Genomic DNA, 14,823 nt, shown 5'->3' with positions numbered 1-14,823 from the left:
ATTGTAACCAACGCAACATATCCTCGTTTTGATAATTCGGCAGCAAGATAGTAAGTTCCCGCAATCCCTGTTAAATTTTTAGAATTTTTCATGTTTAACAATCTCCTTGCATTTAATTTGTTTTATAAAAAACATTAAACTATAACTTGAATTAATTCTTTCAAGTTATCCCCAAAATACTTTTCCGTATAATTTTATCATAAACAATCATTTTAAGGGGTTACTACGGATTCTTTAACGCATCTAAACAAGGGGTTTAAACCCCTTGTTGAACCGCTGCCTCAAGCCGAAAAGTCATAAAATCACTAACCATCCCTAACCGATTCTACAAAGCCTCGGCAAGAGTCCGCGCTCTCTTTAATCTTTCCATTATTGCCAGTCGGGGACCTTGCATGGAAATCCCGGGCGAATGGACGATCGGTCCGATCAATTTGGCCTTGCCGCTCAGCTTGACCATGTATTTCCCGCTTTCCTGGTAGGGTTTTATAGAATTTATTCGGCCATAATGGGTGATTTTATGCAGCGGCGCGCTGACATAAATGGCAATGTATTTAAGATGAGGAATGACACTTTTCGAGATGCGGATCGCGTACCAGCGGTTTTTTCCTAAGAATTCTTCCTGAAAGCCTTCCGGATGGGCTGGGCAGACGATGGTATCGAACTCTCCCAGCCGCCGACGTTCAGAGCGGTCTTTTGAAACTTCAACTTGTTCATCGCCCGTAATTTCAAAAAGCTCTTTGCGCTGCATCTGTTGAGCTTTTTGCTTGAATAATTTGAAGAGGTCGCGGGATTCCATAAACTTCCCTGATGTGCGGTTACCTTTTGGTGAAGCGATTCTGAGTACCAGAGATTCAAGCTCTTTCAAATGTTCATCATCGCGGGTCAGGTATATGCTGAAACGGTTCCATTCCTCGGCGTGACGATCGCGCAGATGATGGTGCAAGCGGGAACGCAAGTTTTTAGCCAGTCCGACATAATATAATGATTCACCTTTGTATAGCGCGTAAACACCGCTCTTGCCGCGGGCAAATTCCGTGACCAGTTCAGGAAAGCGACCGATCGCCGCCCGAGAAATGCCTTCAAGGTGCTCCACGACAAGCGGAGTCCGTTTACGTTGTTTTTTCATTTACTGACAACTCCAAAAGATTTTTATTTAGCTGGAATTTATCTTTGCTAATTAAATTAAAATCTATTTTTTTTCGAAGAAATACTAATTTATCTTTTTTCGGGTTTTTTTTGTATTGAACAGTTAGCATACCTAAAGTTTTTCCTTCAATTTGATTTTCAATTTTTCGGTTACTATAAAAACTAACTGTTTGATTGATTTCTGCTTTTCCATTAAGAAAAAAAGGACTCCAAAATCTTTCAATAACAAGTTCTGGGGAATCCTTAAATTTCCTGATATGTCTTTGATTCAATCGAATTATTTCATTACCATAATTTATATCTAAAAAGATATTTTCTATAACACCAATCCGCATTCCTCTATTAAAAAAAACTATTGATAAATCTACGTATAAAAAATTGTTTTTAACCTCAATTAGATAATGTCCTGTCAAAACATAAAGACAAAAAGGTTTCAAAAAATTCTGATACAAAACAAAAACAGAAATGCAAAAAGCTGCAGTAGAAATAATAATTGGAGGGATTGAAATAAAAAACTCATAAATAATTTTAAACACTATTCACTTCCTTCAATCATATCGATCTCTGTCTGAGTCAATCCATACAATTTATAAACCAAGCGATCGATTTCGTTGTCAGTTGCATCAATATGGCGATTAATATTCAGTTTTAACGAATCGGATGTGGTATTTTGGAGCTGGTAGTTAAGATTTAGAATGGTTTGCACAAAACCAATTAAATCCTTTTGAATTTGTTCATTAGAAGGAATCGGAATCGGAATTCTCAATAACTGATTTGAAGGGATATGATTGTTTCCTGGGAAACGACAGCGAAAAAAATAATTAACCGCCGAACTGTTAAGAATTCCGAGAATATAGTAGACCCCCAAGTGCGCATCTTTTTTCAAGTTAATTACATTTGTTGATTGCAAACAGATTGTTTTATCAGTATCCAAAGTTGCAACAATTCGACGAGTTAAAGAAATATTTCGAATTTCTTGGACAACAATTTTTTCACTTGAAATAAATATTTCAGGTCTCCGAGGCGCGTCTAAAACATTTGGATCATAATAAACAAAAAGAGTTTTCGGAATTGGCAAATATCTCCCGATTTCTTTTCCGCCTGCGGCAGATTTCCAAATATCTCCTTTCGGCTTATTTGATAAATATTTTTCATTATTGCCTGTACGCAACCCTTGATTAGCAGTACAAAAATCACCTAGTTTTTTTGATTGTTTTTCAAAACGCTCTAAAATGGAAATATTTTCTTGAGATGTCCGGACGAGCCATGAATTTCCATCTTCATCTGCCCATTTATATTGTGCAATACTGGATTTATTATACTTAGTAAGAAATTCCTTTGAATTTGTTCGGATTACTTCGACCTTACTTTTAATATCTGGAGTGGTCTTTTGAAAAAATATTAACATTGTTTCGTTTTTTGCATCTTGGAAAATTCCTGGTCCTAAGTCAACAATTTGATACAGGTGAGTATTTCTTGCAAGTAAAGATCGTAGAGATTTGAAAGAATCATTACTTAGGAGTGTATGTGGGATAATAAATCCTAGAGATCCATTTGTTCGAATAATCTGCGTTAAAGCTTTTTCTATAAAAGATCCATACAAATCAAAGCGATAGTTTATGGTTTTAAAGCTTGTTTGATAATATTCACGATCAATTTTCGAAACTTCAGTAATAAACAAGTATGGCGGATTACCGATCACACAATCAAAACCCCCTGCCTTCATGGCTTCCGGGAACTCGCGGGTCCAGTCGAAGGGATTAACGCGCTTCATTTCATCGGGGTCGGGAATCAGGCGGCCGGAGAAGTAGTCGGGGCCGATCAGAGAGTTGCCGCACTTGATGTTATTGGAGAGATTGGGCAAAGCCCTTTCGTGGAAAAGCTGCCGGGACTGGCCCACCGTTTCGTCGGTTTCGCCTTCCAGGACCTTGAGCAGCAAAGACAGTTTTGAGACCTCGACCGCCTGGAGATCGATGTCCACGCCGAAAATATGGGTGATCAGGATGCGCTTTTTCTCGGTGATGGTCAGCTGCCAAAACTTGCGGCGGCTGTCAAAGTAAACGGCCTCCTTGTGTTTTTCCGGACGGTTTTCCAAGTACCATTTCAGACAGTGGTCGAGCAGACATTGATAAGCGCCAAGGAGGAATGAACCGGAACCGCAGGCCATGTCCAGGACGCGCAGCGGCTGGCCGCTCTTGCCGCCGGCCAACTGCGCCGGGCTCTTGCCTTCGATCATCTTGCCAACAGTGTTTGTAACGATGTAGTTCACAATGTAGGCCGGAGTGTAGTAAACGCCGCCGGCTTTACGTACTTCGGGCTTCTCCTCCACTTTGGCCCGGTGGTCGGCGGTCAGACGGATGACCTTGCCCAGGAAACGCTCATAGACCGTGCCCAGGATCTCCACCGGCAAAACGCCGAAATGGTAGGGCGAACCGTTCTCGAAATAGAGATTTTGCAGGATGGGCTTGAACACCTTGTCGTCGATCTGAAGCTTGGGAGTGAGAAGGTCGGGTGATTCCGCGACCCCTTCTTCTTTCTTGAAATGAAAGATTCCCGAATTGTATTTTTCATCGGCCTTGCGGCACAGGTCACCCACGAAGCGGGCGTAGATGCCGGGTCGTTCGCAGAGTTTAAGCAACTGGCCATAAGACTCGCTGCCACGGTCCTCGGCCATGCGCAAGAAAATGAGGCGGTCGATGGTGCGCTGCACGGCGGTGTTCAGATCGTCATAGCCTAAATACAGATTGCGCAGGGCGATGTTGCGGGCCAGAGAATCGCGCCAGCCTTCGATCTCCTTCAGGAATTCGCTGTCCACTTCCGAAGTGCCGCGCTTGCGCTTGGAAGCGGCGTAACGGTCATAAGCTCCGGCCCACACGGCCTCGCGCGAAAAAATATCCCAAAGTTCCCGCCAGCGGTCAGGATATTCCTCCGAGCGGAAATATTGGATGCGTCCGAAACTTGCTTTGTCCGTGGGCCGGGGCCTGAGCGAACAGTCATAAACCCCCAACTCCTCGAAGTCGGTCAGGATGGAGAGGGGAACCTTGGCGCTCCAACCGTAGCGGCGCAATTGATAAGCCGGTCCGGGGTCGGCATTGATATTGACACCGCATTTTTTGGCCTCGGTGTAAAACTTGGAAAGGGTGCCGACCCGAAAAGCGTAATCCGGGGCTTTCTGCTGTCCCTCGATCTCCAGGCTGTCCTCGGTGATGACCTCGCGATACTGCGGCGCGACCATGGCCGCGTTGCGCAGGTCCCAACCCAAGGCCTCGAAAAAAGGATCGATCAGGCTCAGACGGATGTGGGCTTCCTTGACTCCGGGAGCAAGAAAGGCCTGTCGGTTATCGGCGAAGTACCGGCATAATTTGGCTATCTCTTCCCTTCCCTGATCGAAAGTTTTACTCATGGCGATTTGTCCAAGATTTAACCTATTGGGGGCTTTATGTCAAGGATTTCTATTGTAAGGGCACGGCGCGCCGTGCCCCTACGTTGTCACTGTCAGCCGGCTTTTTTCAATTTTTCGTCCTGCTTGCGGCTGTGGGCGTCCAGCTTTTTCTTGCGCATGCGCATGTTCTTGGGCGTGATCTCCAGGAGCTCGTCGTCTTCGATGTAGTCCAGGGCCTGCTCCAGCGAGAACGGCCGCGGCGGCGTCAGGCGGACGGCGTCGTCGGAGCCGGCGGCGCGCATGTTGGTCAGCTTCTTGGTGCGGCAGACGTTGACCACCAGGTCGTTGTCCTTGCTGTGCTCGCCGACGATCATCCCCGCGTAAACCGGCACGCCGGCGCCGATGAACAGGCTGCCGCGCTCCTGCAGGCCGAAGAGTCCGTAGGCCACCGACACCCCGGGCTCGTGGACGACCAGCACCCCCTTGGTCTTGCGGTTCATCTCGCCCATGAACGGCTCGTAGCCGGTGAAGCTGTGGTTGAGGATGCCGGTGCCGCGGGTGGCGGTCAAGAAGTCGTTGTTCACCCCGATCAGGCCGCGGGCCGGGATGCGGAACTCGAGGCGGGTATAGCCGTCCGAGCCGGGGACCAGGTTGCGCAGCTCCCCCTTCCTCTGCCCGAGCATCTCGATGACCACGCCGGCGTAGGCGTCGGCGACGTCAATGACGGCCAGCTCCATGGGCTCGCAGCGCTGACCGCTGACGGTGCGGCAGATGACCTCGGGCTTGGAGACCTGGAACTCGTAGCCCTCGCGGCGCATGTTCTCGATCAGGATCGACAGCTGCAGCGTGCCGCGCCCCTTGATCAGGAAGGCCTTCTTGGAAGCAGTCTCCTCGAGGCGCAGGCTGGCGTTGTTCAGAATCTCGCGGCGCAACCGGCCGTGCAGCTGGGTGGAAGTCACGAAGCGGCCATCCTGGCCGGCGAAAGGCGAGTCGTTGACCGCGAAGGTCATGGCCAGGGTCGGTTCGTCGATGTCCATGGCCGGAAGCGCCACCGGCTGGTCGATGTCGGCCACCGTCTCGCCCAGGTCGATCTCCTCGATGCCGGCCAGCGACACGATGTCGCCGGCGACAGCCTCGGGGACGCTGACGCGCAGGATGCCGTCATAGGTGAAGATGCGCGTGACCTTGAAGGGCTTGCGCTCGTTGTTACGCTTGATGAGCATGACCTCTTCGCCCTGGGTCACGGTGCCGTTGTGGATGCGGCCGGTGCCGATCTTGCCCAGGTAGTTGTCGTAGCTGATGGCCGAGGCCATGAACTGGAAGGGGCTGGTGCGGTCGCCCTCGGGCTCGCGCACGTGGCGCAGGATGGTTTCGAAAAGCGGCTTCAGGTTCTTGTTCTTGTCGTGCAGCTCGAAGCGGGCGATCCCCTCCTTGGCCGAGGTGTAAAGGACCGGGAAATCGAGCTGCTGGTCGTCGGCGCCCAGCTCGACGAACAAATCGAACACCGCGTCGAGCACCTCGTCGGGGCGGGCGTTGGGGCGGTCGATCTTGTTGATGACCACGATCGGCCGGTGCCCCTGCTCCAGTGATTTCTTCAGCACGTACTTGGTCTGGGGCATGGGCCCCTCGAAGGCATCGACCAGGAGCAGCGCCGAATCGACCATCTTCATGATGCGCTGCACCTCGCCGCCGAAATCGGCGTGGCCGGGCGTATCGACGATGTTGATCTTGTAGCCCTGGTATGGGAAGGCGGCGTTCTTGGAAAAGATGGTGATGCCGCGCTCGCGCTCCAGGTCGTTGGAGTCCATCACCCGCTCGGCGACGGCCTGGTTGTCGCGGAAGACGCCGGCCTGCCTTAGCATGGCATCGACCAACGTCGTCTTGCCGTGGTCGACGTGGGCGATGATGGCGATATTTTTAAATTTCTTCATGGTGTTTCGGCTTTGCCTGTTTCTATTCCGAAAGGGAATTGCGATTCCGGGTAATCGGTTCAGCAACGAGAACGGGCCTACCGTTTATTTTATTATACCATATTTATCCGGGCGTTGGAAACAGTCTCAGCTCCTAAGAACTTCCCGCTATTGTTTTATCCCCCCGGCCCAGGGGGCCACCCCCCTTGATAAGGGGGGAAGGAAACCAGCATTTCCCGAGCAAGCGCTCAATTAGTTCTCCTTTTTTTATTCTTTTCCCCCCTTACCAAGGGGGGATGAAGGGGGGATTTGAACTGTCGGAATAAGGCCATGGTTTTGACTATTACGGCAAATCTAAATAGAATAGACCATGTCCTTGAAGGAGTGAGTCATGAAAAAAACGACAATCATTCTGGCGGCGATTTGGATAGCTGTTCTTGCAACAATACTGGCGGCCGCGACGGCGCGGGAGAAGATGGCCGGGCTGGAAAAGGTTCTCGACACCCGGCTGCTGGAGTGGGAGCAGTCGCTGGACGACAGCCGCTGGGAAACGTACAAGCCTGGGCGCAGCATTATCGCCCCGGTTTTCTATCTGCGCGCCCATTTTACGGCGCCGGCGCTTTTGGCCGCCAAAAAGGTTACCGGGACGCCGCTGGCGCTGAAGGTCAAGATGAGCGCCCGCGGGCTTGTCCAGGCGACCTTTTTCCTGGACGACCGGGAACTCGAACAGGCAGCCGTCCACGGCGAGAGCGGCACCGCGGCCGAAGCCGACAGCCAGATCGCCCTGACCCCCCAGGCCGACAACGAAGCCCATGTACTGAGGATCGCGGTGGAAAACCGCGGCTTCGTCCCGGCGCGGACGGGTTATTGGCCCGAGCGCCGGCGCGGCGCCCCCGTTGACGAGGGGAGCGAGTTCGTCCTGCAAACGGCCGAGCTGTTTTTCCCGGCCGCGGAACCGAACCGCAACGTGCTGCAAAACTGGCTGCAGGCTTTCCAGCTGGCCGACACCCTGCTCAACCCCGAGTTGAAGCGCTTCACCTTTACCGGCAAGCCCTACGACATCCCCGACATGCGGCGGGTGGACAAGGCGAAGCTGGCGCGGCTCAACGCCGCTTTTGATCGAGCGGTCGCCGCCTTCGACCAACAGGCGCTCGCTGTGGGCGACTGGCCAAGGGTGCAGGCCTCGCTCAAGCGCGCGCTGCGCCTGGCCGGGGACATCAAGGCCTATCTGCAGGAGTTCCGCGTCAACCTGGTGGGCAACGCCCACATCGACATCGCCTGGCTGTGGCGCATGGCCGAGACCATGGCCCTGAGCAAGAACACCTACCAGACGGTGATCGCGAACATGGGCGAGTACCGTGAGCTCACCTACGCCCAGAGCCAGGCCGTCACCTACGACTGGATCGAGAAGAAGCACCCCGACCTGTTCCGGCAGATAAAGGAAAAGGTGCGCGCCGGCCGCTGGGAGATCGTCGGCGGCATGTGGGTCGAGCCCGACTGCAACCTGATCGCCGGCGAGAGCTGGGCGCGCCAGCTCCTCTACGGCAAGAAATATTTCCGCGAAAAGTTCGGCGCCGACGTGCGCATCGGCTGGAACCCCGACTCGTTCGGCTACAACTGGAACATGCCGCAGCTCTACAAGCTGGGCGGCATCGACAGCTTCATCACCCAGAAGCTCTGGTGGAACGACACCACCGTCTTCCCCCACTTCCTCTTCAACTGGCAGGGGGTCGACGGCAGCACCATCCTGACCTACATGCCGCCGCTGAGCTACGACAGTTCGCTGCAGCTGAAGGACGTGGCCAACGGCATCTCGAAATACGAGGCCACCACCGGCCTCAAGGAAAGCCTGATCCTGTATGGCCTCGGCGACCACGGCGGCGGCCCGAACCGCGAGATCCTCGACCGCGTGCGCGGCTACGGCAAGCTGGCGCTGGCGCCGAAGTTCATCCACACCACACCGAGCCCCTTCCTGCAGAAAAAGCGGAGCGATAAGCTGGACCTGCCGCTATGGAAAGACGAGCTCTACCTCGAGTACCACCAGGGGACCTTCACCACCCAGGGGGCGATCAAGAAGAACAACCGCCGCACCGAGGCATTGCTGGCGACGATTGAGAAAGTTTCATCGATTGCTTACCTCCTTGGCGGCAAGTATCCAAAAGAAAAAATGGAGGAAAACTGGAAGAGCGCCCTCACCCTGCAGTTCCACGACATCCTTCCCGGCTCGAGCATCACCCCGGTCTACCGCGACGCACTGGAGACTTTCAAGACGGTCCAGGAAGACCTGGGCCGGCTGAAAGATGGCGCCTTGGAAAAGATCGCTTCAAATATCAACACGGCGGCCCTTCCAGGCACGCCGCTGCTCGTTTTCAATCCCCTTTCCTGGGAGCGCGACGACGTCGTGACCTTGTCCATTCCTATAAGTGCCATATCCTTTCTGAAGGGTTACCATGATCTGCAATTGCTGGATGAAGTGGGCCACGATATCGTTTTTCAAATCAGTCCGATGGAAAGCTGCAGTTGCAGAGAGATCGAGATCAGCTTCATTGCCAGCAAGGTTCCGCCCCTGGGCTATAGGGTCTATTCACTGGTCCCTGCTCCCAAAAAGCCGATGGAAGAAATTACTTTAGAACGCACAGAAAGAGACTTTGAATATTCGGGATTTCTCTTGGAAAATGAGGCACTGCGCGTCGTGATCGATGACGCCAGCGGCAACATCACAAGCATCTTCGACAAGCGCTTGAACCGCGAGTTCGTGGCGCCGGGAGAGGAGGCCAACAAGCTGTGGGTCTACGAGGACCGGCCCGAGAACTGGGACGCCTGGAACATCGGCTACACCGGTCGCGGCTGGGAGCTGAACAAGGCCGTCAAGGTAGAGCTGCTCTCCTCCGGCCCGGTGAAGACCGTCTACCGCATCGACAAGAGTTTCCTTGGCCTCTCCAAGGAGCGCTCCTACCCGACCGAGGATTTCCCCTCTTCGTTTTTCAAACAATATATCACACTCTACAACGGATTGGACCGCATTGACATCCGCACCGAGGCCGACTGGTGGGAGGACCACCTCTCACTCAAGGCCTGCTTCCCGATCGCTGTCAAGGCCGACGAGGCTTATTACGAGATCCCCTTCGCAGCCATCGGCCGCAACACGCATTTCGAAACGCTCTGGGAAAAGGCGCGCTACGAGGTGCCGGCCCTGCGCTGGGCCGACCTGTCAGACGAAAAGGGAGGCATCGCCCTGCTTAACGACTCCAAGTACGGCCACGACATTCACGGCAACGTCATGAAGCTGTCGCTGCTGCGCTCGCCCACCTGGCCCGACCCGCTGGCCGACCGCGGCCGCCACGAGTTCACCTATTCCATCTATCCCCATGCCGGCAAATGGAACGAGAGCCAAGTCGTGCATCGCGGCCAGGAGCTCAACCAACCGCTCATCGCCCGCATCCTTGAGAAACATGGGGGATCGCTGCCATTGTCATACAGTTTCTTCGGCGTTGAGTCCGAGGGGGTGATTCTCGATGCCATCAAGCTGGCCGAGGACGGCTCGGGCCTGGTATTCCGCCTCTACGAAGCGAACGGCAAGGCGGAAAACGCCGTGCTGGCCTTTTTCAGGAAACCGGCGCGGGTCGCGACGACCGACCTGCTGGAGAACGAGTTCGCCCCGCTGCAATTCATGGGCAACCGCCTTAAGCTTTCCTTCCGCCCCTTCGAGATCAAGACCGTCAAGGTCAGCTTCCCGCCGCCGGCGGCAGGTGATCGATGAAACAGGGCTTGTTCAAGGTCAGGCAATACCTGCTGTCGGGAGTTTCCTATGCCATCCCCTTCGTCGCCTGCGGCGGCATCCTCATCGCCGTGGCCATCGCCTTCGCCCCCATGGGCCCGGGCGGCCCCGATTTCTCGCGCTCGCCTTTTCTAAAGCTAATCATGGACATCGGCAGCAGCGCCTTTTCGCTGCTGGTGCCGGTTTTGGCCGGATACATCGCCTTCGGCATGGCCGACCGGCCGGGGCTGGTGCCGGGATTTGTCGGCGGCGCCATCGCCAACCAGATCGGCGCCGGCTTCCTGGGCGGGCTGGTCGCCGGGTTGCTGGCCGGGCTGGTGGTCATGCTGATCAAGAAGGTGAAAATTCCCCGCTACTTCAAGCCGGTGATGCCTATTCTGGTCATCCCGGTCATCGCCTCTCTCATCGTGGGCTTTGTCATGTTCCGCTTCCTCGGCCTGCCGATCCGCGACCTGATGGCCGGCCTTTCATCGTGGCTGGCGGTCATGGGCACAGGCAACCGCGTCCTGCTGGCCGCCGTCCTTGGCGCCATGATCGCCTTCGACATGGGCGGCCCGGTCAACAAGGTCGCATTCTTCTTCGGCGCGGCCATGATCAAGGAGGGCAACTTCGCCCCCATGGGCGCCTGTGCCGCCGCCATCTGCGTGCCGCCGCTGGGGCTGGGCCTGGCTACACTGCTGGCGCGCAAATCCTGGACCCAGCAGGAACGCGAGGCCGGCTACGCCAGCCTGGCCATGGGCATGATCGGCATCACCGAGGGGGCGATTCCCTTCGCCGCCTCCGATCCGCTGCGCGTCATCCCCGTCATCATGTTCGGCTCGATGATCGCCGCGGTGATCGCCATGCTCGGCGGCGTGGGCGACCACGCCCCGCACGGCGGGCCGATCGTCATCCCGGTCGTCGACAACCGCCTGGCCTACGTCCTGGCCATCGCGGCCGGTTCCCTGGCCGTGGCGCTGCTGATCAACGCCGTCAAGAAGTTCACCGCTTCCCGTACCTAGGAGGAGAAGATGAAAATCGTGGCCGTCACCGCCTGCCCGACCGGCATCGCCCACACCTACATGGCGGCCGAGCAGCTGGAAAAAACCGGTCGCAAGCTCGGCCATAGCGTCAAGGTGGAGACCCAGGGAGCCATGGGCATAGAAAACGAACTGAGTATGGAAGATATTGATGAAGCCGATCTTGTTATTTTTGCCGTCGATATTGCAGTGCAGAAGCGCGAACGTTTTGAAAACCTGAAAATTATCGAGGTCGGAGTGCAGGAAGCGATCAAGAACCCCGCCGCACTATTCAACCCGGTTGCGAAATGAAAATTTCAAGACTGCCGTGATAGAGATCCCTTTCACATTTCCGCTGGCCAATGGCCTGCATGCCAGACCAGCCAGCCAGCTGCAGGAGATATGCCTGCGCTTTACTGCCACCATCCTTTTGCGCAACAACCGCAACCGAAACCGGGCCGACGCCCGGAGCATCCTGGAGCTGGTGGCCAGCAATACGCTGAACAACGATCCATGCCTCCTGGAGATCAGCGGCCCGCAGCAAGATGAAGCCGCTCGGGCCTTGCGCATTTTCCTGAGCCGGGAATTGCCCCTTGCCGACGACGACATGCCGCAGCCGGCATCCGCCCCCGCCGGCAGGGGGGCGGACTGGCTGCCGCCGGTTTTCCATGATGGCGCCACCCGCATCTGGCCGGGCTTGACGATCGCGCCCGGGATCGGCCGCGGCCGGGCAGTGCTTTGGCAAAAAACTGCTACGCTGCCGCAACGCTTCGCCGCCGGGAAAAACGACGCAAAAAGGGAACTGAAACTATTTAAAAAAGCCTGCCTGGAAGTAGAGTCGGACCTGCAAAAAAACGCAGCCGCCTGCCGGGAACGAAATGCCGTTGCCATCATCAAAGCGCACCTGGCCATCCTTGCCGATCCCGGATTCCGGGAGCGGATCAACGATGGAATCACCGGAAGAAATAAATCAGCCGGGCAAGCCATCGCCGAAACAACCGCCCACTACACCCGCATCCTGGAAAAATCGTCTAGCATTTATCTGCAGGAACGGGTCGGCGACTTGGAAGATCTCGCCTTTCAGCTTGTCGAAAAGCTGTATGGCCCCTCGCCAGCGAAGGCCCGTCCGTCCTTGCACGCTCCATGCATCGTTGTGGCAGCAACCCTGAATCCATCTGAGCTGCTCGGCCTGGAACGCAGACACCTGCGCGGCCTGGTTCTGGGCCCCATCGGCCTCACTTCACATACGGCCATCCTGGCGCGTTCCTTCGGCATCCCCGCTGTCTCCCTGCCTCTGGCCGGGTTGGCGCGCATCGGCGCAGGAAGCGAGATCCTTGTCGACGGCCGTCGCGGCCTGGTCATCCAAAAACCCGGCCCGGGCTTGAAACGCTACTACCGCCTGGAAGCGACCATGCTGCGCCGGCTGGCGCGGCGGCGCACGGTCCTGAAAATGCGACCGGCGCAAACCCATGACCGGCTGCGCATCGAAATCGCGGCCAACGTCGACAGCGCGGCCGAACTGGAACCCGCTTGGCGAAACGGCGCTGATGCGGTCGGCCTTTTCCGCAGCGAAACCTTGTTCCTTGAGCGCGACGCTCCCCCTGGAGAGGATGAACAGTTTGCCGCTTACAGCCGGGCGGTCCGCTCGGCCAAGGGCCGGACGGTCATCATCCGTACCCTGGACATCGGCGGCGACAAACGCCTACCCTACCTGGCGCTGCCGCCGGAAGAAAACCCCTATCTCGGCTTTCGCGCCGTCCGCTGTTACGGTGAACACGGGGAATTAATCCGCTGCCAGCTGCGGGCCATCCTGCGCGCTGCCGCTCACGGTCGGTTGAAGGTCATGGTGCCGATGGTCACCTCGCTTGAGGAAGTGCGCCTGGCACGCAGCCTTCTGGCGGAGGCTGCAGCAGAACTGCGGGCGCGCAAGATCCCCCATGCCGCCAAGCTTGAAGTCGGCATCATGGTCGAAACTCCGGCCGCCGCCCTGTCGCTCGAATCGTTGGCCCGGGAGGCCGATTTCTTCAGCGTCGGCAGCAACGACCTGCTGCAGTATTTCCTGGCCGTGGACCGCGGCAACCCCAAGTTGGAAAACCTCTATGATCCGCTGCACCCCGCTTTCCTGCGCCTGCTGGAAGGAGTGGGAGCCCAGGCGCGGGGCGCGAAGCGTTGGCTGGGCATCTGCGGCGAAATGGCGGGAAATCCGGAGTTCTTGCCGCTGCTCGTCGGCGCCGGCTTCGACGAGCTCAGCATGGCCCCGCAGCGGATCGCCGCGGTCAAGGAACGCATGGGGGAACTGGACAGCGGCGAATGCCGCGCCCTGCTGCAGCGGTCCGGGCGCTGCACGGACGCCGGTGAAGTCCGCCGGCTGCTGGATGAGTTCAACGGCCGCGCAGCACCGATCATCCGCTCTCCCGGAGCGGATTCGATCGGTCTGCCCCCTGAGGGGGGGGCCGCCATCATCGCCGCCGAGTGGGTCAGCCTCGAATCCCCAATCCGCACGCCGGGCGAGGCGATCAAGGAGCTCTGCGGGCTCCTCGAGCTCGCCGGCCGGGTTTCCGACGCCTCGGCCCTGGAAGAGGCCGTATGGAAGCGCGAGACAACCTTCGCCACCGACCTGGGCTTCGGCTTTGCCCTGCCCCACGGCAAAGCGGCCGCGGTCAAAGCCGCTTCCATCGCATTCCTGCGGCCGCGCCGGCCGATGCGCTGGGGCAAGGCAGCCGATTCCGCTGTCCGGGCGGTGCTGCTGATCGCCATCCCGGACAACGGCAAGGAACAGGAGCATCTCCGGCTCATCGCCGGCTTGTCGCGGCGGTTGATGAATGACGATTTCAGAGAAATGCTGCTCACGGCCAAGGATAGGGAAACCGTGCTGGCCGTAGTCCGCGCCGGAATCACATCCGGCTGATTTGCATTTTTTTATTTGCCCGCCTATAATCAAAATATACGGAAAATAGAGGCCAACGGGAGCAAGAATCCATGGATACGGATCCGAAAAAGAAATCTGCCTTCGCCAGACGGCTGCTCGTCCTGGCCGCGGCAGCCGCGGTGTTGCTTGCGGTCAACCTGGCCGTACCGCGGAAAAGAGTGCCGCCGAGCGTCGGCGTCCGCACCTTGAAGGACCTGGCCGAGCTGGCCACCGTCGAGTACAGCGTGACCAAGATCGTCTCCTACAAGGACGTCGCCTGGTACGGCGACCGCAAAATCCTTTTCGAAGCCGCGGCCACGGTGAAGGCCGGCATTGACTTGAACGAATTGACCGACCAGGACATCAAGCTGGAAAACGACTCGGCCGTCACCGTCACCCTGCCGGCGCCGAAAATCCTGCTCTTCAACATGAAGCCGGAAAACATGAGGGAGATATTCAACGAATCGGGCATCCTGCGCAGCGATTTTTCCAACCAGGAAAAGGACGGCCTGCTCAGCCAGGGCGAAAAGGACATCCGCGCCAAGGTCGGGCGCATGGACATCCTGCAGCGGGCGGCGCGCAACGCCCGGATCCTGCTCGAATCGTGGCTGAAGAAAATGGGCTTCCAGGCAGTGCATGTCGTTTTCAGGGGAAAAGGGGGGCGGCCATGAAAAGACTACTCGCCATCCTCCAGATCGTCC

9 protein-coding genes are annotated in these 14,823 nt (G+C 56.4%); 5 read left to right on the top strand and 4 right to left on the bottom strand.

What is annotated here, in order from left to right; genetic code table 11:
• Nucleotides 1-325: 325 nt before the first annotated feature.
• From NTW95_06890 to typA, 4 genes are all read right to left on the bottom strand, one after another.
• Complete coding sequence (locus tag NTW95_06890) at nt 326-1,126, bottom strand: GIY-YIG nuclease family protein (GenBank protein ID MCX6557143.1); 801 nt, start codon at nt 1,124-1,126, stop codon at nt 326-328.
• The gene (locus NTW95_06885; protein MCX6557142.1) at nt 1,110-1,682 is read right to left on the bottom strand and encodes a hypothetical protein; all 573 of its coding nucleotides are present in this window, start codon (nt 1,680-1,682) and stop codon (nt 1,110-1,112) included. Before NTW95_06885 ends, NTW95_06890 begins: the two co-directional genes overlap by 17 nt.
• Nucleotides 1,682-4,549, bottom strand: a complete 2,868-nt coding sequence (locus NTW95_06880; GenBank protein ID MCX6557141.1) for an N-6 DNA methylase — start codon at nt 4,547-4,549, stop codon at nt 1,682-1,684. The genes NTW95_06885 and NTW95_06880 overlap by 1 nt, the downstream gene beginning before the upstream one ends.
• Before the next feature lie 92 nt (nt 4,550-4,641).
• Nucleotides 4,642-6,459, bottom strand: coding sequence for a translational GTPase TypA (gene typA, locus NTW95_06875; protein MCX6557140.1), 1,818 nt, complete (start codon nt 6,457-6,459; stop codon nt 4,642-4,644).
• A 370-nt stretch (nt 6,460-6,829) separates the two neighbouring features.
• Here typA and NTW95_06870 point away from each other — a divergent pair, with 370 nt between their 5' ends.
• The 5 genes from NTW95_06870 (at nt 6,830) to NTW95_06850 (ending at nt 14,793) form a co-directional block, all read left to right on the top strand.
• Nucleotides 6,830-10,198, top strand: coding sequence for a glycosyl hydrolase-related protein (locus tag NTW95_06870; protein MCX6557139.1), 3,369 nt, complete (start codon nt 6,830-6,832; stop codon nt 10,196-10,198).
• On the top strand, nt 10,195-11,217 hold the full coding sequence (locus tag NTW95_06865) for a PTS fructose transporter subunit IIC (protein MCX6557138.1): 1,023 nt from the start codon (nt 10,195-10,197) through the stop codon (nt 11,215-11,217). Before NTW95_06870 ends, NTW95_06865 begins: the two co-directional genes overlap by 4 nt.
• A 9-nt stretch (nt 11,218-11,226) precedes the next feature.
• Nucleotides 11,227-11,526, top strand: a complete 300-nt coding sequence (locus NTW95_06860) for a PTS fructose transporter subunit IIB (protein ID MCX6557137.1) — start codon at nt 11,227-11,229, stop codon at nt 11,524-11,526.
• Between the two features lie 16 nt (nt 11,527-11,542).
• Nucleotides 11,543-14,122 (top strand): phosphoenolpyruvate--protein phosphotransferase, encoded by a 2,580-nt coding sequence (gene ptsP / locus NTW95_06855; GenBank protein MCX6557136.1) that lies wholly within the window; start codon nt 11,543-11,545, stop codon nt 14,120-14,122.
• A 71-nt stretch (nt 14,123-14,193) separates the two neighbouring features.
• On the top strand, nt 14,194-14,793 hold the full coding sequence (locus NTW95_06850) for a DUF4230 domain-containing protein (protein ID MCX6557135.1): 600 nt from the start codon (nt 14,194-14,196) through the stop codon (nt 14,791-14,793).
• Nucleotides 14,794-14,823: the final 30 nt, after the last annotated feature.

The sequence above is a fragment of the Candidatus Aminicenantes bacterium genome, from assembly GCA_026393795.1.
GTDB lineage: Bacteria > Acidobacteriota > Aminicenantia > UBA2199 > UBA2199 > UBA2199.
This window is presented reverse-complemented; position numbering and strand designations above follow the sequence as displayed.

Coding starts and splice junctions, on each gene's coding strand:
- typA (MCX6557140.1), bottom strand. CDS start 6,459: ATGAAGAAATTTAAAAATATCGCCATCATCGCCCACGTCGACCACGGC.
- NTW95_06890 (MCX6557143.1), bottom strand. CDS start 1,126: ATGAAAAAACAACGTAAACGGACTCCGCTTGTCGTGGAGCACCTTGAA.
- NTW95_06865 (MCX6557138.1), top strand. CDS start 10,195: ATGAAACAGGGCTTGTTCAAGGTCAGGCAATACCTGCTGTCGGGAGTT.
- NTW95_06870 (MCX6557139.1), top strand. CDS start 6,830: ATGAAAAAAACGACAATCATTCTGGCGGCGATTTGGATAGCTGTTCTT.
- NTW95_06880 (MCX6557141.1), bottom strand. CDS start 4,549: ATGAGTAAAACTTTCGATCAGGGAAGGGAAGAGATAGCCAAATTATGC.
- NTW95_06860 (MCX6557137.1), top strand. CDS start 11,227: ATGAAAATCGTGGCCGTCACCGCCTGCCCGACCGGCATCGCCCACACC.
- NTW95_06850 (MCX6557135.1), top strand. CDS start 14,194: ATGGATACGGATCCGAAAAAGAAATCTGCCTTCGCCAGACGGCTGCTC.